General features: G+C 41.7%; 23 protein-coding genes. 10 read left to right on the forward strand and 13 right to left on the reverse strand.

Annotation, left to right across the window (positions count from 1 at the left end; all coding sequences use genetic code 11):
- Positions 1 to 176: 176 nt before the first annotated feature.
- The 3 genes from trmA (at position 177) to FTV18_RS04750 (ending at position 2,671) form a co-directional block, all read left to right on the forward strand.
- On the forward strand, positions 177 to 1,259 hold the full coding sequence (gene trmA, locus FTV18_RS04740; protein WP_180017699.1) for a tRNA (uridine(54)-C5)-methyltransferase TrmA: 1,083 nt from the start codon (positions 177 to 179) through the stop codon (positions 1,257 to 1,259).
- A gap of 241 nt (positions 1,260 to 1,500) precedes the next feature.
- Positions 1,501 to 1,725, forward strand: coding sequence for a hypothetical protein (locus FTV18_RS04745; protein ID WP_004786091.1), 225 nt, complete (start codon positions 1,501 to 1,503; stop codon positions 1,723 to 1,725).
- A 382-nt stretch (positions 1,726 to 2,107) separates the two neighbouring features.
- The gene (locus FTV18_RS04750; protein WP_125278319.1) at positions 2,108 to 2,671 is read left to right on the forward strand and encodes a lecithin retinol acyltransferase family protein; all 564 of its coding nucleotides are present in this window, start codon (positions 2,108 to 2,110) and stop codon (positions 2,669 to 2,671) included.
- A 117-nt stretch (positions 2,672 to 2,788) separates the two neighbouring features.
- Here FTV18_RS04750 and FTV18_RS04755 read toward each other — a convergent pair whose 3' ends face one another.
- On the reverse strand, positions 2,789 to 3,700 hold the full coding sequence (locus FTV18_RS04755) for a bestrophin family protein (protein WP_180017697.1): 912 nt from the start codon (positions 3,698 to 3,700) through the stop codon (positions 2,789 to 2,791).
- Positions 3,701 to 3,766: 66 nt separating this feature from the next.
- Entirely contained in the window at positions 3,767 to 5,494 is a 1,728-nt protein-coding gene (locus FTV18_RS04760) for a glutamine--tRNA ligase/YqeY domain fusion protein (protein WP_180017695.1), read from the reverse strand.
- A gap of 429 nt (positions 5,495 to 5,923) precedes the next feature.
- Here FTV18_RS04760 and FTV18_RS04765 point away from each other — a divergent pair, with 429 nt between their 5' ends.
- Together FTV18_RS04765 and FTV18_RS04770 are read left to right on the forward strand one after the other, a co-directional pair.
- The gene (locus FTV18_RS04765; RefSeq protein WP_004786097.1) at positions 5,924 to 6,433 is read left to right on the forward strand and encodes a peptidylprolyl isomerase; all 510 of its coding nucleotides are present in this window, start codon (positions 5,924 to 5,926) and stop codon (positions 6,431 to 6,433) included.
- 180 nt (positions 6,434 to 6,613) lie between these two features.
- On the forward strand, positions 6,614 to 7,339 hold the full coding sequence (locus FTV18_RS04770; protein WP_180017693.1) for a UDP-2,3-diacylglucosamine diphosphatase: 726 nt from the start codon (positions 6,614 to 6,616) through the stop codon (positions 7,337 to 7,339).
- Positions 7,340 to 7,376: 37 nt separating this feature from the next.
- On the opposite strand, the gene FTV18_RS04775 is transcribed toward FTV18_RS04770, so the two are convergent.
- Positions 7,377 to 7,595, reverse strand: a complete 219-nt coding sequence (locus FTV18_RS04775) for a hypothetical protein (protein ID WP_004786100.1) — start codon at positions 7,593 to 7,595, stop codon at positions 7,377 to 7,379.
- Between the two features lie 652 nt (positions 7,596 to 8,247).
- Entirely contained in the window at positions 8,248 to 9,042 is a 795-nt protein-coding gene (gene hpaI, locus FTV18_RS04780) for a 4-hydroxy-2-oxoheptanedioate aldolase (RefSeq protein WP_180017691.1), read from the reverse strand.
- Between the two features lie 245 nt (positions 9,043 to 9,287).
- Between hpaI and nfsB the strand changes: the two genes are divergently transcribed.
- Both nfsB and FTV18_RS04790 read left to right on the forward strand, forming a co-directional pair.
- Positions 9,288 to 9,941 (forward strand): oxygen-insensitive NAD(P)H nitroreductase, encoded by a 654-nt coding sequence (nfsB, locus tag FTV18_RS04785; RefSeq protein WP_180017689.1) that lies wholly within the window; start codon positions 9,288 to 9,290, stop codon positions 9,939 to 9,941.
- Between the two features lie 107 nt (positions 9,942 to 10,048).
- Positions 10,049 to 10,276, forward strand: a complete 228-nt coding sequence (locus FTV18_RS04790) for a hypothetical protein (protein ID WP_004786112.1) — start codon at positions 10,049 to 10,051, stop codon at positions 10,274 to 10,276.
- Here FTV18_RS04790 and FTV18_RS04795 read toward each other — a convergent pair.
- The 4 genes from FTV18_RS04795 to FTV18_RS04810 all read right to left on the reverse strand — a co-directional run bounded on the left by FTV18_RS04795 (position 10,239) and on the right by FTV18_RS04810 (position 13,955).
- A complete protein-coding gene (locus tag FTV18_RS04795) occupies positions 10,239 to 11,093 on the reverse strand; it encodes a DMT family transporter (RefSeq protein WP_180017687.1) in 855 nt (284 codons plus the stop codon). The genes FTV18_RS04790 and FTV18_RS04795 overlap by 38 nt on opposite strands.
- A gap of 87 nt (positions 11,094 to 11,180) precedes the next feature.
- Positions 11,181 to 12,218, reverse strand: coding sequence for a class II fructose-bisphosphate aldolase (fba, locus tag FTV18_RS04800; RefSeq protein ID WP_104426189.1), 1,038 nt, complete (start codon positions 12,216 to 12,218; stop codon positions 11,181 to 11,183).
- 120 nt (positions 12,219 to 12,338) lie between these two features.
- The gene (locus FTV18_RS04805; protein WP_180017685.1) at positions 12,339 to 12,617 is read right to left on the reverse strand and encodes a hypothetical protein; all 279 of its coding nucleotides are present in this window, start codon (positions 12,615 to 12,617) and stop codon (positions 12,339 to 12,341) included.
- Positions 12,618 to 12,767: 150 nt separating this feature from the next.
- Positions 12,768 to 13,955: a phosphoglycerate kinase gene (locus tag FTV18_RS04810; RefSeq protein ID WP_034702596.1), complete on the reverse strand. Its 1,188-nt coding sequence runs from the start codon at positions 13,953 to 13,955 to the stop codon at positions 12,768 to 12,770.
- Between the two features lie 141 nt (positions 13,956 to 14,096).
- On the opposite strand from FTV18_RS04810, the gene FTV18_RS04815 reads away from it, so the two are divergent.
- Genes FTV18_RS04815 through FTV18_RS04825 form a run of 3 tightly spaced genes read left to right on the forward strand, consistent with a single transcriptional unit; the run spans position 14,097 to position 16,267 of the window.
- Positions 14,097 to 14,480 (forward strand): DUF2237 family protein, encoded by a 384-nt coding sequence (locus FTV18_RS04815; RefSeq protein ID WP_180017683.1) that lies wholly within the window; start codon positions 14,097 to 14,099, stop codon positions 14,478 to 14,480.
- Complete coding sequence (locus FTV18_RS04820; protein WP_180017681.1) at positions 14,480 to 15,073, forward strand: nucleoside triphosphate pyrophosphatase; 594 nt, start codon at positions 14,480 to 14,482, stop codon at positions 15,071 to 15,073. Before FTV18_RS04815 ends, FTV18_RS04820 begins: the two co-directional genes overlap by 1 nt.
- A 24-nt stretch (positions 15,074 to 15,097) precedes the next feature.
- Positions 15,098 to 16,267, forward strand: a complete 1,170-nt coding sequence (locus FTV18_RS04825) for a cupin domain-containing protein (RefSeq protein WP_180017679.1) — start codon at positions 15,098 to 15,100, stop codon at positions 16,265 to 16,267.
- An 85-nt stretch (positions 16,268 to 16,352) separates the two neighbouring features.
- Here the strand turns inward: FTV18_RS04825 and FTV18_RS04830 are convergent, their stop codons facing one another.
- From FTV18_RS04830 to FTV18_RS04850, 5 genes are all read right to left on the reverse strand, one after another.
- On the reverse strand, positions 16,353 to 18,215 hold the full coding sequence (locus FTV18_RS04830) for an ATP-binding protein (protein WP_180017675.1): 1,863 nt from the start codon (positions 18,213 to 18,215) through the stop codon (positions 16,353 to 16,355).
- A 59-nt stretch (positions 18,216 to 18,274) separates the two neighbouring features.
- A complete protein-coding gene (locus tag FTV18_RS04835; RefSeq protein ID WP_034702603.1) occupies positions 18,275 to 18,958 on the reverse strand; it encodes a response regulator transcription factor in 684 nt (227 codons plus the stop codon).
- A gap of 222 nt (positions 18,959 to 19,180) precedes the next feature.
- Entirely contained in the window at positions 19,181 to 19,978 is a 798-nt protein-coding gene (locus FTV18_RS04840) for a glutathione S-transferase N-terminal domain-containing protein (RefSeq protein ID WP_034702605.1), read from the reverse strand.
- Positions 19,979 to 20,079: 101 nt separating this feature from the next.
- Complete coding sequence (gene rraA / locus FTV18_RS04845; RefSeq protein ID WP_125278329.1) at positions 20,080 to 20,589, reverse strand: ribonuclease E activity regulator RraA; 510 nt, start codon at positions 20,587 to 20,589, stop codon at positions 20,080 to 20,082.
- A 12-nt stretch (positions 20,590 to 20,601) separates the two neighbouring features.
- Positions 20,602 to 21,267 carry an NAD-dependent epimerase/dehydratase family protein gene (locus FTV18_RS04850; protein WP_034702612.1) on the reverse strand — a complete coding sequence of 222 codons (666 nt, stop codon included), beginning with the start codon at positions 21,265 to 21,267 and terminating at the stop codon, positions 20,602 to 20,604.
- Between the last annotated feature and the right edge of the window lie 67 nt (positions 21,268 to 21,334).

Genomic DNA, 21,334 nt, shown 5'->3' on the forward strand with positions numbered 1-21,334 from the left:
AGCTTTAGTACTTAAATTATTTTAATCCCTTTCCTCTTATGGCCAAATCTCTCCCCTTTGAAGATTTGGCCTTTTTTAACAGCTTTTCAAGCCTGTTTCCCTGAATAGCCTTAGGCAGAACAGCAAATTTTTGCTACCATCTTGGCTTTCAAAATATTTGCGATTTTTTACTGCATATGACCTCATCTTATCAGCAACAACTGGATGCCAAAGTTGAACGCATTAGCGCGCAATTTGCCGAATATCAACCACCTGCCCTTGAAGTATTTGAGTCGCCTGAACAGTACTATCGCATGCGTGCTGAATTCCGGATCTGGCATACTGAAGATGACCTGTTCTATGCCATGTTTGAACGTGATCAGAACAATAACAAGAAAGTGATCCGTATTGATGAGTTCCCTGTGGCTGACCGCAGTATTAATGACTTAATGCCGCAATTGCTAGAAGCCTTCAAAGCCGATGCAACTCTGGGCCACCGCCTATTTGAAGTGCATTTCCTGGCAACACTAAAAGGTGAAGTACTGGTTTCCCTGATCTATCACCGCAAGCTGGATGAAAGCTGGGAACCTGCAGCTAAAGCACTGGCTGAAAAATTGAAGATCAAGCTGATTGGTCGTAGCCGTGGCCAGAAATTTGTCTTGAGCGATGAGTTTGTCGTAGAAGAACTCAGTGTATTTGACCGTAAATATCAGTACAAACAGATCGAAAGCAGCTTCACCCAGCCGAATGCGCAAGTCTGCCAGAAAATGCTGGAATGGGCATGTAATGCCGCGCAGCAATCTGATAAAGATCTCTTAGAGCTGTATTGTGGCAATGGTAACTTTACCCTGCCACTCTCCACCCGCTTCCGTCGTGCATTGGCGACTGAATTGGCCAAGTCATCTGTCTATGCAGCTGAATGGAATATCGAACAGAACGGTATCGACAATATTCAGGTAGCACGTCTATCTGCTGAAGAATTTACGCAAGCTTTTAATGGTGAACGTACTTTCCGCCGTCTGCAAGAAGCCAATATTGACCTGTCAACTTATGACTTCGATACGGTATTCGTCGATCCCCCACGTGCAGGGATCGATGATGAAACACTGAAACTGCTACAGCGCTTTGAACGAATCATCTACATTTCTTGCAATCCGGACACATTACACGACAATCTGAAACAATTGTCCCAAACCCATAAAATTACCAAGTTTGCCCTGTTCGACCAGTTCCCTTATACCCACCATGTAGAGTCAGGCGTACTGCTGGAAAAACGCTAAAAATATTGTTTCAATTTATTTTTTTGTTACATAAATGGAGCTTTTGTTAGCTCCATTTTTATACATAAAATTAGTAACTTATGCATGAATTATCTTGTTTCAATCAAATAATATCGTTCAAAATGTCTTCTGCAATCGAAAATTTGAAATACTGACTGCTGCTTTTATCACATAGGTCCTATTGCTTTATTTATTAAATTGGATATATTTCACCCTATGTTAGGTTGTGTATGAAGGCTCTATGAGTTTCTGGCAGAAGTTGTTTTCAGATGAACAACAAAATGAACACAAGAACCAGATTGCTTGTGTTGAAAATGATTGCTCTTGCAAGACAAATGAACAGCTCCTTGAAGCACTGTCTAAAGCAACTGATGAAGATATCATTATCGGAATCAAAAAAGTTCTAGCTTCTCGCGGTTATAGCCGTAAAGAACTCAATGAACTTCAGCACCTGCCGCTGCAATAAGCAGCTTAGGTCTTGATAAAAAGCATTTGCATACGCAAATGCTTTTTTTATATCTATCATTTGGATTTTTGCCTACCCTTCTTTGCTTTTAATCAGGTGGAACCTACTCCTTCTATCTAAACCTAAGTGTCTATATCTTTATTTCTTTTCAAATATGCAGATAAATGACTTTTCATATTTGCTTAGGCTATTTAGACATTATAGTTTAAGATCTGCCTCAATCAGTTCACATACAGCATTTATAAAGTTCGAAAAATTTAAAGATGACTGTCTAGACAACGAATTCTGGATAGAATTGAACCCTAAAACATCGATTAATTCACAAAAAAACAGTACACTTGCTGTTTAAAATACACTTGTTATTAAATGGCTTAATCTTTACATGCAGCGAACTAAACGGTTTCCCATAGGTGCGCATCTTATGGTTAAACATTTCGGTTATACTCATCACGGGATTTATGCCGGGCGTGGTCGTGTCATCCACTATTCTGGTTTTGCACATTTATTTAAGAAGCATCCAATTGAAATCACCTCAATTGAGAAATTCAGCAATGGCAAACCGATTCAGATCCAGTATTATGCTTCAGCAAAATATAAAGGCCGTAAAGTGGTTCGCCGTATGCGTTCCAGAATGCATGAAAATAACTATCACCTGATTATTAATAATTGTGAGCATCTCTGTACCTGGGCAATCACTGGCGTAGAAAGCAGCCCGCAAGTTATTCAGATGATGAATCGCCTGACGACGATCGGTTATATCAGCTCCATGATGAGCTTTATGAATAGCCTTTTCCTGACCTTGACGACCACCTGTTTCGCTCTAGCTCTCTATATCAAGAAAAAGCTACGTGACAAGGCCAAACAACGTTTAGAGCAATATCGTGAGCTACATGAGCAGGTTAAAAACAATAGCCCAGATCTTGGCAATCATTTAAAACATCGCTAGGGTCATAGTTTCTTGCTTTTAAAATTTTTAAGCCAGCCACTCAAAAATAATTTAAAAATAAGATGATTTTCATTTAATTTATTTAATGATTAGCTTTTCAATAAAATCAGTTTAAACCTAAGTTAAATAAGCTTTTTTAGCTTTAATCGCTTCAGGTAATTCTTGTCCTAAAGAACTCAGGGTTTCACGTTCGATCAATCTTACAATAGAGTCTAAAGGCAGATCATTATCCTGAAATCCAAAAGGCTCTTCCAGTTCCGCACTCAGTTCATCTAACCCTAACAGCATATAGGCAATCAGGCCGACTAGAATCGGAGTCCATAAACCAAGACTGGCTTCCAGACTAAATGGCAGGATAAAACAGAAAGAATAAACAGCACGATGCAACAGCACCGAATAGGAAAATGGTAACGGCGTCGACAGGATCCGGTCACAACCCGCCTGTATATCGCCTAAAGCCACTGTATGCTGATTCAGATTGTTATAAATAATGTCTGTAATCTTGCCTTGTTTATAGAGCAGAACCAAATCTTTCTGGATTTGTTCCAGTACCCATTGTGATGCATTGATATGCGTGGACAATTGTTCAAATGCAGCAGCATCAAAACCAGTGTGCGCCTGGTAATGCTGAATACTTTGCTGTTGCTGTCTTAAACGGTCACGTAATAAGTGAGTAAACAGCATCATACGATACAGCAAGATTTCACGTGACTGATCATCAAGGACGTAAGTATCACGACATAAATGACGTGTCGTAGCAATCAGCGCTCCCCACAGCTTGCGCCCTTCCCACCAACGGTCATAACAGGCGGTGTTACGAAAGCTGAGAAAAATCGACAGAATCACCCCGAAGATGGTAAAGCCTATGGCCGGCACTGCAGGAAAGCTAAAAAAATGCGCCTGACGCAGATAGACCAGGAAGCCTGAAAGAAAAATTACCAGCCCCAAGGCAGGCAGAACTTTAGGCAAAATTGTGCCATGCCATGCAAACAGCAGACTAAAGCTATTACTTTTATCACGAACAATCATTCATTCTTTCCTGCCACGATTGAAAAAGCCCAACCGGAGTCGGGCTTTTTAGGGATTTAGCTTAAATTATTTGCCAGGTTTAAAGCTGTCTTTCAAATCCAGGATACGGTTGAATACTGGTTTGTCACTGGTATGATCATATTGATCCGCTACGAAATAACCTTCACGTTCAAACTGGAAACGATCTTCCGGTTTTGCCTGAGCCAATGCAGGCTCAATAACCGCTTCTACCACTCTCAATGATTCAGGGTTCAGATTCGCCAGGAAGTCATCCCCAGTTTCAGGATCTGATTCAGTGAACAGACGATCGTAAATGCGAACTTCGGCAGGAACACCCTTGGTTGCAGATACCCAGTGAACCACACCTTTTACTTTACGGCCTTCAGGATTTTTACCTAAAGTTTCAGGATCGATTGAGCATTTCAGTTCAACCACTTCACCGTTCGCATCTTTAATTACTTCATCACATTTGATGACATAAGCATGACGCAGACGCACTTCACCGCCTGGAATCAGACGTTTGAAGCCTTTAGGTGGCTCTTCTTCAAAGTCTTTACGGTCGATATAGATTTCTGAAGTGAGCGGAATAATACGTTCGCCCATATCCACGTTTGGATGACGTGAATGAGTCAGATCCATATCCGCTGGCAGATTGGTTAAAGTCACTTTCAGTGGATTCAATACTGCCATACCGCGAGCTGCGGTATTTTCTAAAGATTGACGGATGCAATATTCAAGCATTGCTACATCAACGATACTGCCATCGACTTTAGATACACCTACACGCTTACAGAAATCACGCAGACCTTCAGGCGTGAAACCGCGACGGCGCATGCCTACAACAGTCGGCATACGTGGATCATCCCACCCGTTAACATAACCGCCTTCAACCAGCTTGCGCAGCTTACGTTTAGAAGTGATGGTGTAATCAACATTCAGACGGCTAGATTCATACTGACGTGGAACTGATGGCGATTTAACTTTTTCCACCACCCAGTCATAGAATGGACGGTGATCTTGGAATTCCAGTGTACATAGTGAATGCGTAATGCCTTCAATCGCATCCGATAATGGATGCGCATAGTCGTACATTGGATAAATTTTCCATTTATCGCCAGTCTGGTGATGTGCAGAATGCAGAATACGATACAGGATTGGATCACGCATATGCACATTTGGCGAGTTCATATCTATCTTGGCACGCAATACCGCTTCGCCTTCAGCATATTCACCAGTGCGCATTTTCTCGAAACGCTCAAGGTTTTCTTCCACAGTCGCATCGCGTTGTGGCGAGTTTTTACCTGGCTCTACGAAGTTACCACGGTTCAGCTTGATCTCTTCCGGAGTTTGCAGATCCACATAGGCATCGCCCTGTTCAATCAGTTGAATTGCCCATGCATATAACTGATCAAAATAGCTTGATGCATAGCGGGGTTCACCATTCCACTGGAAGCCCAGCCATTTCACATCATTGGCAATACCATCCACATATTCCTGCTCTTCTGCATCCGGGTTGGTATCATCAAAACGCAGATTGCACAGGCCACCAAATTCTTCAGCAATACCGAAGTTCAGGCAGATCGCTTTAACATGACCAATATGCAAATAACCATTTGGTTCAGGCGGGAAACGGGTGACCACTTGCTGGGTACGACCAGCTGCTAGATCGTCAGTAATCACCTGACGTACAAAGTCTAAGCCTGGTTGTTGTTCCTGCTGCTGCGCTGAATCGACTGCATTCTTATTTTGGGTCGGGTTGTCGGGCAGAGACGTCACAACATCATTTGGCTTCATGATTAATCATTCACTTCTAAAGTTAAAAAGGGATTAATGAATATGCAGTAGCTCACGCGGTCTAACTGTATTCACTAAATAAAGGTTCTTTAGTTTAACTATAGGTGAATGATCTCTCAACCGTTAACTTAGGTATTTGATTTCAATTCGTTCATTTTCAAATTGGAAAATACAATAGCTTACCAAATCGTAAAATATCCGCTTTTGACTGAGCCAGCAGATCAGTGCATGCTCTTAGGGTCAGACAAGCTTTATGAAGACGCATGATCTAGAAGAAATGACTTTGTAAATCAATGCATAAATAAGATACGATTTTTATGTTTTTAACAAGAAAATTATGTTTTTGCTTGCCTTGTCGATTGTAGTTTGCTTATGCTTCCTTCATTCAGAAAAAACCATGGCATTAGTCCATGATTAGGAGATTACACAATGAGTTTTCCTCAAGTCGAATTAAACACCAATAAAGGTCGTATTGTTCTTGAATTAAACGCTGAAAAAGCACCTAAAACAGTAGCTAACTTCTTGCAATATGTACGTGACGGTTTTTATGACGGCGTAATTTTCCACCGCGTTATTGATGGTTTCATGATCCAAGGCGGCGGCATGGATGAAAACTTCAAAGAAAAAGCAACGCGTGATGCGATTGAAAACGAAGCTGACAACGGTTTAAGCAACGATGTAGGTACCATTGCAATGGCACGTACTCAAGCACCTCACTCTGCTTCTGCTCAGTTCTTCATTAACGTGAAAAACAACTCTTTCCTTAACCATACTGGCAAAACTGCACAAGGTTGGGGTTATGCTGTATTTGGTAAAGTGGTTGAAGGCATGGACGTTGTTGATGCAATTAAAGGCGTTCGCACTGGCAACCGTGGTTACCACGCCGACGTTCCTCTAGAGAACGTTGTGATCGAATCTGCAAAAATCATTTCTGAGTAATTTTAAATCCTCCCTAACCCTCCTTTAATAAAGGAGGGAACCACCATTTTTAAAGATGGTTTTTCTCTTCCCTGAGTAAGTTTTAAAGCACTGCTTTTAAAACGAAGCGCAAGAAAGGGAGGAAAACTCCCTCTTTATCAAAGAGGGATTTAGGGAGATTCAAAAATAAGGAAAAGATTCGTGACCTATCTGTTTATCTCAGATTTACATTTGTCACCTGATCACCCTCGACTCGTTCGGGGGTTTTTAGATTTATTGGCAGCTTATCAGCATAAAAATACCCAACTATATATTTTGGGCGACTGGTTCAATGCCTGGATTGGAGATGACTACACTGCACCCTGGCTGGATGAAATTATCAGTGCTTTAAAACAGTTTAATCAAGCCGGCAATCAGATCTATTTTCTCATCGGTAACCGTGACTTTGCCTTAGGCCAAGATTTTCTGGATCAATTTTCCGGACAGCTTTTACCTGAAATGACCAGTTTAAATATTGGTTCTACACGATACCGGATTGAACATGGCGATGCACTCTGTACCGATGATGTGTCCTATCAACGTTTCAGAAAAGTCATCCGTCATGCCTGGATTTTAGGCTTTTTAAGAAAAATGCCTTTAAGTTTCCGTGCCAGAATCGCTAATGGTTTCCGCAAGAAAAGCCATGAAGCACAGCAATTGAAAAGCTATGAAGTTATGGATGTAAACCCATCTGCGGTAGAAGCAGCACTCAAAGAAGCAGATGTGCTGATTCATGGACATACTCATCGCGCTGCAATACATGATGTAAATGGTAAAAAAAGAATTGTTTTAGGAGATTGGAAAGCTGATTATGCTGAGATTTTAGAGCTGGGCAGCTCGGATATTGATATTCATAACATTCAGCTAAAAATCTGGTATTACCCATAAAAAAAGCAACTGCGAGCAGTTGCTTTTTATATTTTATTTAACTTAAACGGTATAACTGGTTAAAACCAGTATAGAAACTTTTACCATCCAGATTAAATGGATATTGTTCACCATTTTCAAGTTCAATCATCTTGCCCACATTGACCATAATCATACCATTGATGGTATTTTGCTGACGTTGCATTGGTACAACTTTGACTTGAATTTCACAACCATTAATGGCGGTCGCAATAGACCATGTATTTAAATTTTTCAAAATATTCACTCATAATATGAGCTTTTTGTGATTAAACAAGGAGAGCTATAGACTAAAAATAAATCTTATTTCTGGGTTTGCTAGAGTTTTTTTAACAGGAAAACCTGTCTTTCGTGTATCACAATCAGCTAAAAATAAACCAGCGAAAACAGTATTCGCTTTAAAGTAATTATCTTATAACTCTTTTTTGACCAAATAGCAAAATTACATTGTAATGACATATGTCAAGAGTAGTATTTTTCAGATGCTTTTTCGCCTATCTGAATGTCCAGTAAAGAAGTATTTCAACATATAAAACAAACCGATCAACATCATGATACTAAAGCCAGAGATCAAATCACCTGAATCAAGAAAGTTTAAAACTGCCAGATATCCACTAAGCAATGTATAAGTCAGCATTAAAGACGAATAAGATACGTTGCCCTAAATGATAACGTTGTTGTTTTTTTGCTCATGGATCTGTTTTTGCTGCTCAAAAAATACATCAATTTCTTCTGGTTTCATTTTACAATCCCACCCATCTTATTTTTTAAACTACTATAGCTAAAGTAAATAAAAAAGCTCTGACAAATCAGAGCTTTTATAAAATATCTTCTATATAAGTAATCAATATTGAGAAACCACAATTTACGACTCTCTGATATTTTTATAATCAATAACCGCCTTCTGACTTGATGACTTCAGCATCAGGTTTATATTTTACCAAAAGTTCACGAAGCGAATTCATCAGAACACTGGTATCAACACCTACTGCAACGAACTCAGTTCCAAGCGCCAGATATTTCTGAGTAGCTTCATGCTGAGTCGATAAAATTCCAGCAGCCTTACCTGATGCACGAATCCGCTGAATAGCGTCTACTACTGCTTTTTGTACTTCAGGTTGGTTCGGATTCCCCTGATAGCCCATAGTCGCTGAAAGATCTACCGCTCCAATAAATACACCATCAATCCCCTCAATCTTGAGGATTTCATCCAGATTTTCCAGACCTGTCACCGATTCAATCTGAATTAACAAACAGATATTTTCATGAGCAGTCTGGTAATAATTCGGGATACTGTTCCAGCGAGTCGCACGTGCCAGTGCAGCGCCCACGCCACGAATTCCTTCTGGGGGATAGCGGACTGCTTTGACCATTAATTCGGCCTGCTCCACAGTTTCTACCATAGGAATCAATAAGGTCTGTGCGCCAATATCGAGTAACTGCTTGATCAATTGTACACTGCCAATTGGTGGGCGTACTACAGCTTGAGATGGATAAGCAGCGATACTCTGTAATTGAGAGAGCGTCGTTCTCAAGTCGCTTGGGGCATGCTCGCCATCAATCAAGAGCCAGTCATAGCCTGCATTTGCCGCAATTTCTGTCCCATACGCATCAGCTAGTCCGACCCATAAGCCAATTTGCTGCTGCGTCTTTAATTTACGTTTAAAGTAATTGGTATATTGCATCGGCCCACCTATCTTGCATGCTATTGCCTGAAGTTCTTATTAAACTCCTGTTACCAGAAACTGCCAATATACAAAAGCTCGCTTTTTATCTGATTTAACTCTTAGTTTTTCATAAAATTTCACTCAAGATTATATAAATATAGACTTTGCCGATGATGTTTTTATTGTAATAATCTTTTGATCAGAAAAATCTAGATGCCTAAAGCATATTTCTAAACGCCTTATCAAAAGATTGGAGTCCATCAATGGATTTACTTAAGATCGCTCAAACCCGTTATACCACTAAAGCTTATGACCCTAACAAGAAGGTTCCAGCAGAACAATTTGAACGTTTATTAGAAATCTTACGCCTGACGCCATCTTCGATTAACATTCAGCCCTGGCATTTTTTTATTGCTGACAATGATGCCGCTAAACAGCGTATTGCCAAAGCACTAATTGGAACTTATGCCTACAATGCACCCAAAGTGCTAGACTCTTCACATACCATTTTATTTTGTACCAAAGCCGATATTGACGAATTACATCTGGACAACCTGTTAAATCGTGATGATCTGAGTGGTCGTTTTAAAGATGAAAGCGCCAAAGAAGGTCAAAAGAATACCCGTACCGGTTATGTACATTATTATCGTAATGAAAAAGGTGATATTCAGCGCTGGGCAGAAAACCAAACCTTTATTGCACTAGGACAGATCTTACTGGCTGCAGGAAGTGAAGGTATTGATGCCACACCGATTGGTGGTTTTGATGAAGACATTCTGAGTGAGGAATTACAGTTAGCTGAACAGGGCCTGATTCCTTCTGTATTGCTTACTTTAGGTTATCGCAGTGAAAATGATTTCAATGCCAAATTGCCTAAATCTCGTCTGCAAGCTGAAGATATTTTCACCAAACTGTAAGCATTTTATGTTATAAAAGGGGTCTAGTGCCCCTTTTCTTGTCAATTCGGGCCTAATTTTTGCTTTATTATCCAAACATCCAACTAGAATAACAATTAGAGGTACCCATGTCTGTTTTACCATCCAGCTCTTTAAAATTTGAATGCAAACACTGCGATAAGATCTATTTACATCACTATGCTAATGCCCAGCATCGTTATCCGCATTGTCCGGACTGCAAACAGGCAGGCTTATTGCTTGGACGGGCTGAAAAAGAAGACCTGTTACGTTATCCACTTGAATTTGCATCTTCCTATGTTAAACAGACATTGCATATGCTAGGCAAACAACACTAATCACGCCTAGAATCAGCCCGATCGTACTTGCAGGTTTGAGTCGTTCTTTAAAGATGAGCAAACCTGCAATCACACCAAAAATCACCACCAGAATATTCATGCCCGCAAATACAATCGCTGGCGTATCTTTGAGCATCATGTGGGCTTTGACGTAAAAAGCGATATTGGCAAAGTTCAATGCACCCAATAACAGACCGAAACCAATATCTTTGCCAGAACCCAGATGACGATATTGCAGCAGCAGATAGATCATCGACAGAATCATGGCGCAGATAAACATCAAGTTCAGTGCCACAGCAAATTGTAGACCAAGGCTGGTGGTATATTTCAACAAGACATCAATCAGTGCATAACCAAACCACACCAGGCCCAGAAAAAACATCCCCTGCTTGGAGCTTTCTGATGCCTGACGGTGTGAGAATAGAATGCACAGCACGGAACTTATGCCTAAGACAATACCCAGCATCTTGAGCTGGTTAAATTGTTCCTGAAAAATGAAATAAGCAGCGGCCAGTGATAATACGACTGATAATCGCTGGGCAATTTCAGTTTTTAAGATTCCTGCTGTCTGTAATGACTTGGCCAGAAATAGAAATACGCTCGGCAATAAAACGCCAAGCGCCAGAATCAGTAGCCATGGAGTCTGACTCATGGAAATATGCTGGATGTCTGGCTTGAACCAGAAAAAACACAATACGCTGGCTGTAACATAATTCCAGCTAATCATGTGGATGGGGCTCAAGCCTCTATTTTTAGCAATTTTTAAGAGTATCGAGACTGCAACACTACATAATGCGGCAATAAAAATCAGTTCCATATGCTGCTCTTATTCTTCATCTTTATTTATATATATAAAAAAGCCCACATTCGCTGTGGGCTCTTCTTATAAATTATTCACAAGGAATTATTTATAACGCTCAACCATTTTCTCTAAAGAGATTGGACGAATCTTGTCTGCATTGCCTGCAGTACCAAATGCTTCGTAACGGTCGATACAGATTTGCTTCATTGCATCTACAGTTGCGCTGAAGAATTTACGTGGATCGAATTCGCTTGGTTTTTCAGCCATCATACGGCGCATTGCACCTGTAGAAGCTAAACGCAAGTCAGTATCGATGTTGATTTTACGAACACCGTGTTTGATCGCTTCAACCAGTTGCTCAACAGGAACACCATAAGTTTCTTTGATGTCGCCGCCATACTGATTAATCACAGCCAGCCATTCTTGCGGCACAGAGCTAGAACCATGCATTACAAGGTGAGTATTTGGCAGAGCTTCATGAATTTCTTTAATGCGGTCAATTGCAAGAATATCGCCTGTAGGTGGACGAGTAAACTTGTACGCACCGTGTGAAGTACCCACTGCAATGGCTAATGCGTCAACATTGGTATCTGCAACGAATTGACGAGCTTCTTCAACTGAAGTTAGCAGTTGAGAATGATCAAGTACGCCTTCAGCGCCTACACCATCTTCTTCGCCTGCCATACCTGTTTCAAGGCTACCCAGACAGCCGATCTCACCTTCTACTGAAACGCCGCATGCATGTGCCATTTGTACAGTACGGCGAGTCACATCAACGTTGTATTCGTATGAAGTTGGTGTTTTACCATCTTCACCCAGTGAACCGTCCATCATGACTGAAGTAAAGCCTAACTGGATTGAACGTTGACATACGTCAGGGCTAGTACCATGATCTTGGTGCATTACCACTGGAATATGTGGCCATTCTTCAACTGCAGCCAAGATAAGGTGACGTAAGAATGGTGCACCTGCATATTTGCGAGCACCTGCAGATGCCTGCACGATTACAGGTGAATTCGTTGCATCTGCTGCGAGCATGATTGCGCGCATTTGTTCTAAGTTGTTTACGTTAAACGCTGGTACGCCGTAAGCATGTTCGCCGGCGTGATCCAAGAGCTGGCGCATCGAAATAAGAGCCATAATATCCTCCCAGGTAATGGGCCATATTCTACATGTTCAACTATTGCAATACAGCCAAAAAATACAATATTTTATAAAAAATCCCTGCAAAAGCAGTGATTTTTACTTGCATAGTCTGAGTTATGGTGTCATAGGCTCGGAAGCAACTGATACAGATTCATCTACAGTCGCGGCATCTGCAGGTGCATTGGCAATTTCAGCCGGAACATCTGTATTTTTTTCATCCAGAACCGGTTTATCAATCGCATCAATTGCGGCTTGTTGCTCCGGACTAATAGTCTCTTCATTTACCACTGTTGTATTTTCTAGGTCATCTGCCGGTGTATTTTTCTGTGGGGTACAGGCAGTAAACATAAAAGATGCTGCCAGCAATGCAGCTAAAGTGAGGTGCTGTTTCATCTAAAGATCTCATCTTCATACTCTATTGTCTGCATCTTATGACAGCTTTATTGCACTTTAATGAATCATTGATGAACAGATCTGGAATAAATAAGCTATAAAAATAAAAAAAGCTGGCATCAAGCCAGCTTTTTACATTAGGACATGCGATTAAGCACGCTCTAACAATACCGCAACTGCAGGAAGTGTTTTGCCTTCAACGAATTCAAGAAATGCACCGCCACCTGTAGAGATATAGCCAATTTTGTCAGCAACTTCGTATTTATCGATCGCAGCTAAAGTATCGCCACCACCTGCAATCGAGAAACCTTCAGATTCCGCAATCGCTAAAGACAATGCTTTAGTACCTTCACCGAACTGATCTACTTCGAATACGCCGACTGGACCATTCCAAAGAATTGTTTTAGACGTTTTCAGGATTTCAGCAAATGCTTTTGCAGTTTCTGGACCAACGTCAAGGATCATGTCATTGTCAGCAACGTCTTCAACTTTCTTCACAGTCGCTTTAGCCGCAGCTAATGAACCCAGGAAGTCATCAAAGTTGATTTCAGATGCATCAGCAACCACAACATCAGTAGGAAGTGGAACTGAAACTTTTGCGGCAATGGCTTTCGCTGTATCGATCAGGTCATTTTCACATAGTGATTTACCTACATTGTAACCAGCAGCTGCAAGGAACGTATTTGCGATACCACCACCAACAATCAATTGATCACAGATGTCAGACAATGAAGTCAAAACATCAAGCTTGGTAGAAACTTTAGAACCCGCAACGATCGCAACCATTGGTTTTTCAGGTGTTTTCAATGCACGGCCCAATGCATCCAGTTCAGCCGCCAATAAAGGACCTGCTGCTGCTACTTTAGCTAAACGAGCGACACCTTCAGTTGATGCTTCTGCACGGTGTGCAGTACCGAACGCATCCATCACGAATACGTCACAAAGGGCTGCATATTTTGCTGCAAGTTCAGGATTGTTTTTCTTTTCCCCTACGTTGAAACGGCAGTTTTCCAGTAAAACCACTTGACCCGGCTGAACTTCAACACCATCTAGATAGTCTGTGAAAAGTTTTACTTCCTGACCCAATGCTTCAGTCAGATAAGCTGCTACAGGTGCAAGAGACTGTTCAGCCTTCGGCTCACCTTCAACTGGACGACCAAGGTGTGAATACACCATGACAGCCGCGCCCTTTTCTACTGCAGCTTTAATTGTTGGTAATGCAGCACGTAGACGCGCATCGCTAGTGATTACACCATTTTTAACCGGTACATTTAAATCTTCACGGATCAGAACACGTTTACCCGTCAGGTCAAGGTCAGTCATACGCTGAAAGTTCATTGTAGAGCTCTCTTTATAGATATTAAAAACGAGGCGATTTTAAATGATTATGCAGAAAAAGGTTAGCATCTTTTGCAGAAAACATTATGAATGCCAAAGTTTTGTTATGATAGAAAAAAGCTTCTTCCAGATTCAGTACCTATGTCGATACATCCTGATCCTAATCTTAACCGTCTCAATGTTCTAGGCGAGCCTTTGGCAAGCTGTTGTTTTGATCCCATTACTGGGTATTTCCGTAATGGCTTTTGCCATACCGCACCTACCGATCTGGGACAGCACACTGTCTGTGCACAGATGACCTCTGAATTTCTGAATTTTTCCCAGAAATTGGGCAATGACCTGATTACACCATTACCAGAACTGGGATTTCCTGGACTGCAACCTGGTGATTTCTGGTGTATCTGCGTGACACGCTGGGTAGAAGCTTATGAAGCTGGACAAGCGCCACCGATCAAGCTGCAAGCCTGTCACAAAGCTGTCCTTGCTTATGTTCCTCTCCATATTTTAGAAGAATACGCTGTCTAATGAATACCGCAAAAATCATCTTGGCTTCTTCAAGCCAGACCCGTAAAGAACTGATGAACCGTCTACGTCTTGATTACGTATCGGTCGTCCCGGACATAGATGAATCACCCCAAGGTGAAAATCATGCGGATGAATTAGCCAAACGCCTGGCTTTTGAAAAATCTCGTCATGTCGCTGAGCAACATCCTGATGCAATTGTGATCGGTTCTGATCAGGTAGCCTGGCGTGAAGGCGCACCAGATATCTTTATGGGTAAGCCTTTAACAATAGAAAAGGCCATTCGCCAGCTGCAGGCCAATTCGGACAAGATTGTGTATTTCAGTACGGCGCTCAGCGTTCAGCAGAAATCTACCGGTTTTGAACGTACGCTGGTAGAACATTACAAAGTCAAATTCCGCAAACTGTCTCAAGCGGAAATTGAGCGCTATGTAGAGATCGAACAGCCCCTGCATTGTGCCGGTAGTTTTAAATGTGAAAGCCTTGGGATTAGTCTGTTTGAAACCATGATCGGTCAGGATCAAACTACCCTGATGGGTATGCCGATGATTCAGCTATGCAATATTCTGCGTGAGCTAAAGATTTTAGTTCCTTAATCTCCTTTATTTTAGGCTTTATTTATGTCCCTACCTTTAGACGTTTTAGGCGGTATTACCGCTGAACAATTCCTTGCCGAATACTGGCAGAAAAAACCGCTGCTGGTGCGTAATGCCATGCCTGAAATCGCAGGCCTGCTAGAACCTGATGATGTCATGGAGCTGGCACTTGAAGAAAATGTCACTGCACGTCTGATCAAGCAGAAAGATCGTGATCCAAATCAGTGGTCGGTCAAGACATCTCCTTTATTAAAAGCTGACTTCCAGAAGATGCCTAAGCTTTGGACTTTACTGGTTCAGGCTGTGGATCACTATTCTTTCGACCTGTCTGAACTCTGGAAAAAGTTTGCCTTTATCCCTCAATGGCGTCGTGATGACATCATGGTGTCTTATGCACCTCAAGGCGGTTCAGTCGGTCAACATTTCGACTTTTATGATGTTTTTCTGGTTCAAGGCTATGGTCATCGCCGCTGGCAACTGGGGCAAATGTGTGATGCCGAGACCGAACTTGTACCGGGGCAGCCATTAAAATTATTGCCAGAAATGGATGTGCATTTTGATGAAGTTCTTGCACCCGGTGATTTGCTGTATATTCCACCCGGTCTGTCTCATTACGGCGTAGCAGAAGATGACTGTCTGACTTTCTCTTTTGGTTTCCGTATGCCAAATGTCAGTGACATGATGGACCGTTTAGGCGATAAATTTTCGGAAAATGAAGTCTTACGCAATCCATTGACTGACATCATTCGCGATCATATCAGTGCTGCGGGTGAAGTCACAGGCAATGAACTTGAATATCTGAAAGGCAAAATCATGGAGCAGTTGCATAACTCCAATGTGCTTGAAGATGCCATCATGAGCCTGATGTCAGAACCAAAATATGAAGAGAATATTCCGGAAGCTGAAGAAATTGGTACAGGTGATCTGGAAGAAGCACTTGATCAGGGCTATAGCCTGATGCTTGAACCCGCTTCACGCTTACTCTATACAGAAGAAGATGGTGAAACCTTATTCTGGGCCAATGGTGAGGGAATCTGTATTTCTGAAGCATTTACTTCAAAACTGAAGCAGATTGCTGATGGTGCGCGTGTCTTATTGGATGAAGATTTCGCTGACGAAGATATACTGGAGGATGTTGCTGAGCTATTGAATGATTCTGTACTGATGCTAGTGCCACCGGCTGAAGAAGAGTAAGTTTTTATATCTCGGTCATTTTAAGTCTATAAAAAAAGAGGATCATATGATCCTTCTTTTTTATGTATGTATAATTTTGAGATGATTAAGGCTGATAGAGTTCCATCACCACGTGTACGCAAGTATCGCCTTTCGCAGACTGAATATCCAGCATTCCACCCATGCGTTCAATACGCATTTTCATACTGCGCATACCAATGCTCATGCCATTTTTCTGCACCATCTCCGGATTAAAACCGATACCATTGTCCTGAATTTTTAAAGTCAGTTGATGTGGTTGTGTATATTCCATACTCACACTCACTTTTGTGGCCTGACTATGCTTGATAATATTGGTCAAGCTTTCTTCTACCACACGGATCAGGGTCAGACATTGTAAAGCCGTAGGTTCACGCTGCCAGACTTTAGGAAATGACCATTCTACGGCGATATCCATTTCTTCCAGCAATTGAGTAAATCGGTAACGTACTGGCGCAATCCAGATCACTGGCGTTTCAGGCACTTTATTGTCAATAGAAGAACCGCTATCGATGATTTGACGCAGGTCATCCCTAAGCAGCTTCAGCATAGATAAAAACTGTCGATTGGAAATGTTTTCGGTACTTTGATCCACCAGAATCATGGAACGCACAATCGAGCCACCTAGTCCATCATGCAGTTCATGTGACAGATTAATCCGTTCCTGCAAACGCACATTATCCAGTTCCAGCTTATGCTGATCACTCAGGCTTTTATTTAGATCTGCACTGACTTGCCGTACTTTTAATTCTAACTGCGTATTAAATTTTTCGATTTTTTTAATATTACGATTCAGTCGTGTCCCCATAATTAGCACGACAAACAGGATAATAATCGGTGATGTATAAGGTGATAAAGGTGAGAATTCACTAACCGCCGTTTGACCCAGAATGATCAGATCTATAATGACACACAGCAAAATTCCCCACAGACAAAGCATCAGAAACAGATATTCGCCATTTCGAGTTTTAATTGCCCAGTAGCTAACATAGATGACACAACTAATATAAAGCAGCACATAGCAGACAAAAGCAACACTGAGCACTGCTTCTAAATGATCTAAAGAACTGGCTATGATGAATAGACTGAATAAAGCAGTCACCCCGATAAGTCCCCGCTCCAAACGCTGAAATTTCTGCTTCAAGAACCGAATTAGATACAGACAAAAACAGTGCATATAGAGGATAAAGAAAATCAGATTGGCTTTACCGGCCCATATACTGGAGGGAAAAGGAAAATTCTCTGTGGTTAATACATTGGAGATAAACAGAATCCACAATAATGAACTCAACGCCAGCCAGCCAAAAGTGGTTTCTGAACGTCGGAATAGCCAGATAATCAGGCTAATGACTCCAATCGTACCGGATAGAATCATATTGATCTGAAAGAGCGTACGGCGATCCCAGATCTTTTTTGAGTAATGCTGGTCATTGGCCATGATGTTGTGAAATTCAATTCTGCCAAGCCCTGCACCCTGGAAACTATAGCCTCGTACATAAATCAGCAGTTCATTGTCTGTCTGCTTCAAGCCCGCAATGGGCAAAATCCAGTAACGTGGTACATTCCAGCTTTTAGACAAAGGCTCTTGCAGGTTTTGATCCGACCACAGCAGATCATCATTCAGGAAAACAGCTCCAGCAGAGTTCAGATAATCAATATCAAAAACAATGGGTTCAGCGAGACGTATATTGTCCTGACAAGACCAACCCCAGCGAATTTTATACCAGGCACCCCCATTATATTTCGGCCAGTTATTTTTCCAGTTATCCGGTAATGTCACAGGTTGCCAGCCCGCATCCGGAATTTCGAGATGACTTGGGACTTGAACTTTTTGTTGCTGTTCAATGTTCACCTGACAAAGCTCGTTAATCTGAAAATTATTCTGTGCCAAGCTGATGCAAGAGAATAGGCTCAGCCAGCTCCCTATCATTAATAGAGCGAAGAGCCTTAGTCTTTGCCCAAACATCTTGCTAACAGACAGCATTCGCACTAAAGAATACCTAAATGCCGGGCGGTGCTGACTGCTTTGGTCCGCTTGCTAACAGAGAGTTTGCGGTAAATATGCTTGATATGACTTTCAACGGTATAACGTGACACGCAGAGTTCATCAGCAATTTCACGATTGCTGAGCCCCTGTGCCACCAATGAAAGAATTTCTTTTTCCCGTTGAGTCAAGCTTTCCTGTTCAGGATCAAGTACGATCTGCTCCAAAGAGGAAGATGGCTCTGAACTGGAAATCTGCTTGAGAATTTCCCGTGCAATAAAAGGATCAATGGGTGCACCGCCACGCAAAATACTACGAATTGCCAGACTTACTTCTGTATCATCGCGTTCCTTGAGTACATAACCGGTTGCCCCCGCCTTAATTGCTTTTAACAAGCTATCCTGAGTGCTCCAGGCAGATACCACTAGTATTAAGGTTTGTGAACCGAGCTCATGTATTTTTTCAATAATGGAAATGCCATTTCCATCTGGCAGTCCAAGATCAATCAGTGCTAAACAGAACGGTTCTTGTTGCAGAAGATATTCGGCTTCCCTGACATTATTGGCGAACAGCAATACCTCATCACTATATCCCAGATCCTTCAAAATATTTTTTAAACGGCACTGAATGACATATTCGTCTTCAACAATTAATACAGGTACCGGTAGTACGGCGTCTTGTGCTGTCATAAGCACACCCCTTATCGTTATTCTTATTACCCCATTGAAATTAAAATATAAACAAAAAAAGAAGAAAAATCATGAGTTTTTTTAACTTTATTGTGAGTAGCTCTAAGTATGAATAATTTTGAAAGCAGAGTTCTTGTTCTTGGAAAATTTAAATTTATAAACCATAAAAATGCCATCTATTTTCAGATGGCAATTTTTTATCTTCCAAATATTAGGAGCAGTTTATTTTTTGCTTTTCTTCTCAGGACCATATTGCTGCTTCAAATACTCCACAATATCTTTGGACTCAAACATTTTTGTATTGGTATTTGGGTCAACGAGATAAGGAACCTGAATATTATCTCCCATTACTTTTAAGACCTGTTCACGCTTACCACCCGGTAAAGGTTCATATTTCCCCGGTTTTAAACGCAGTTTTGCCAGACCTTGATCCTGCCAACGTTCTTTTGCCACATTATGATAGATGTAAGGGATTTCCAGTTCAGACAATACGCCACGGACAATACGGGTATATGGACTGGCTTCAAAGCCCCACAGCTCAAGAAGCTGTTCAGGCGCAGGGCTATTCTTCGACAACGGTTTAGCCATGCCACCACGTAGACCATTCACCATCGTACCTGCAATGGCAGCAACCGGCACTTTTGGATAATTTGAATATTTGGCTGGAGTCTTACCTGTCTTGCCATAATGCTTAAACAGGTGATGAATAATATCCTGAGATTCGTATAGCTTATCTCCGGTATTTTCATCTACTAAAAATGGAAACTGAAGTTTGCCACCTTGCTGTTTCACTTCGGGACGAAAGCGTTTACCGCCTCGTGGGCACGGATACACTTCATAATCGAGGTTCAGTAAAGTCATCACCTCACGAACACGACGACAAAATGGTGATCCTTCATATTCATAAAGCTTGAGAGGCTTTTCAGGCTGATTCGGAAATGGTGTCCCGGTCGTACCACGTCCACCTTCCAGAAATGCGGATGCCAATGCCTGTGCTACTTTAATCTGATGGCCTAACATATCGTCTGTCCTCTTTATTATTTTCAAACCGTGAAAGCAGCAATCTAAACTGCCTGACTTCCACGGTATAGCTTGTTTTTGTATATTTTCAATAACCGGAATTAGTCCACCAGTTGCTCTTTGGACAGGACAATGCCGTTGTTATCAGCATAGACATACTCGCCTGATTTAAAGGTCACGCCACCAAAATAAAGCGGCACATCTACCTCACCAATCCCCTTACGGTTGCTCTTTTGAGGAATAGAAGCTAAAGCATGTACACCAAGATCAAGCTCAGCAATCGCATCGACATCACGGACACAGCCGTAGATAATTACACCATTCCAGTGGTTTTTCACCGCAGACTCAGCAATCAGGTCACCCATCAATGCACAACGCATCGAAGCACCACCATCTACAACCAGAACCTTGCCGGTACCATCTGTCGCCAATAACTCTTTTACTCGAGAGTTATCTTCAAAACATTTTACGGTCACAATCTGGCCGCCAAAGCTTTTACGTGCACCATAGCTTCTAAAGAATTTGCCATCCAGGCATGGGGTGACCACCTGCAAGTTTTTATCCGGATTGTCATCAAGCAGGTCACAAGTTACAAATGGTACGCTGGACACGATTTTTTACCCTCATTTCATTTTTTGTATGGCTAAATTATCATAAATTTCAAATTTCACAGTCTGATTCAGCGCTGCATATACCATAGTATGAGCCACCTGCTCTGCTGTCACTGGCTTGTATTTAAAAGAATCGGGGATGAAATGCGAAAACTTGTCAAACAGGTTCTGTGCCGCGTCTTCCAGTAAACGCTGATGATCTCGCTCACCAATCAACAAAGAGGGTCGGAACAAGCTGATACGCTCCAGAGACAAGGTCTGGATATAATCCTCTAATTCACCCTTTACCCGGTTATAGAACAGTCTGGATTTTGAATTGGCACCCATCGCACTAATCAACAGATAATGAGCATCCGTTTGCTGCACCAGTTCGGCAAAATGGGCGTTGATGGTGTAATCGGTATTATAAAAAGCTTCTTTGGAGCCGGCTTTCTTTAGCGTGGTACCCAGACAGCTAAAGGCATGAGTATGGCCACTGACATCCTGATCATTGAGCATTAAGAAATCCTCAACGACCACCTGCTTGACCTTGTGCCACTGTTCAAATTCTGGTTGATGTTTACGCACGATGACGCTAATACGCTTACAACTAGGTTCATTTACCAGCTGTTGTACCAAAGTCTTTCCGACCAAGCCTGTAGCGCCAATCACGATAGGATATGTAATGGTTTTAGTCATTTTTTGTACGATCTCCCTGCTTAGATACTAATCTAACGTTTTCTTTAGAATTTTTCTGCAACTAAAA

The sequence above is a fragment of the Acinetobacter sp. YH12241 genome (assembly GCF_013417535.1).
Taxonomy (GTDB): Bacteria; Pseudomonadota; Gammaproteobacteria; order Pseudomonadales; family Moraxellaceae; genus Acinetobacter.

Bases quoted from the DNA above. Each gene is read 5' to 3' on its own strand.
- FTV18_RS04810 (WP_034702596.1), bottom strand. From the start codon at position 13,955: ATGAACTTTCAGCGTATGACTGACCTTGACCTGACGGGTAAACGTGTT.
- FTV18_RS04750 (WP_125278319.1), top strand. From the start codon at position 2,108: ATGCAGCGAACTAAACGGTTTCCCATAGGTGCGCATCTTATGGTTAAA.
- trmA (WP_180017699.1), top strand. From the start codon at position 177: ATGACCTCATCTTATCAGCAACAACTGGATGCCAAAGTTGAACGCATT.
- FTV18_RS04755 (WP_180017697.1), bottom strand. From the start codon at position 3,700: ATGATTGTTCGTGATAAAAGTAATAGCTTTAGTCTGCTGTTTGCATGG.
- FTV18_RS04795 (WP_180017687.1), bottom strand. From the start codon at position 11,093: ATGGAACTGATTTTTATTGCCGCATTATGTAGTGTTGCAGTCTCGATA.
- FTV18_RS04745 (WP_004786091.1), top strand. From the start codon at position 1,501: ATGAGTTTCTGGCAGAAGTTGTTTTCAGATGAACAACAAAATGAACAC.
- FTV18_RS04765 (WP_004786097.1), top strand. From the start codon at position 5,924: ATGAGTTTTCCTCAAGTCGAATTAAACACCAATAAAGGTCGTATTGTT.
- hpaI (WP_180017691.1), bottom strand. From the start codon at position 9,042: ATGCAATATACCAATTACTTTAAACGTAAATTAAAGACGCAGCAGCAA.
- FTV18_RS04835 (WP_034702603.1), bottom strand. From the start codon at position 18,958: ATGACAGCACAAGACGCCGTACTACCGGTACCTGTATTAATTGTTGAA.
- FTV18_RS04850 (WP_034702612.1), bottom strand. From the start codon at position 21,267: ATGACTAAAACCATTACATATCCTATCGTGATTGGCGCTACAGGCTTG.
- fba (WP_104426189.1), bottom strand. From the start codon at position 12,218: ATGGCTCTTATTTCGATGCGCCAGCTCTTGGATCACGCCGGCGAACAT.
- FTV18_RS04790 (WP_004786112.1), top strand. From the start codon at position 10,049: ATGTCTGTTTTACCATCCAGCTCTTTAAAATTTGAATGCAAACACTGC.
- FTV18_RS04820 (WP_180017681.1), top strand. From the start codon at position 14,480: ATGAATACCGCAAAAATCATCTTGGCTTCTTCAAGCCAGACCCGTAAA.
- FTV18_RS04805 (WP_180017685.1), bottom strand. From the start codon at position 12,617: ATGAAACAGCACCTCACTTTAGCTGCATTGCTGGCAGCATCTTTTATG.
- FTV18_RS04830 (WP_180017675.1), bottom strand. From the start codon at position 18,215: ATGATAGGGAGCTGGCTGAGCCTATTCTCTTGCATCAGCTTGGCACAG.
- nfsB (WP_180017689.1), top strand. From the start codon at position 9,288: ATGGATTTACTTAAGATCGCTCAAACCCGTTATACCACTAAAGCTTAT.
- FTV18_RS04825 (WP_180017679.1), top strand. From the start codon at position 15,098: ATGTCCCTACCTTTAGACGTTTTAGGCGGTATTACCGCTGAACAATTC.
- FTV18_RS04840 (WP_034702605.1), bottom strand. From the start codon at position 19,978: ATGTTAGGCCATCAGATTAAAGTAGCACAGGCATTGGCATCCGCATTT.
- FTV18_RS04760 (WP_180017695.1), bottom strand. From the start codon at position 5,494: ATGAAGCCAAATGATGTTGTGACGTCTCTGCCCGACAACCCGACCCAA.
- FTV18_RS04815 (WP_180017683.1), top strand. From the start codon at position 14,097: ATGTCGATACATCCTGATCCTAATCTTAACCGTCTCAATGTTCTAGGC.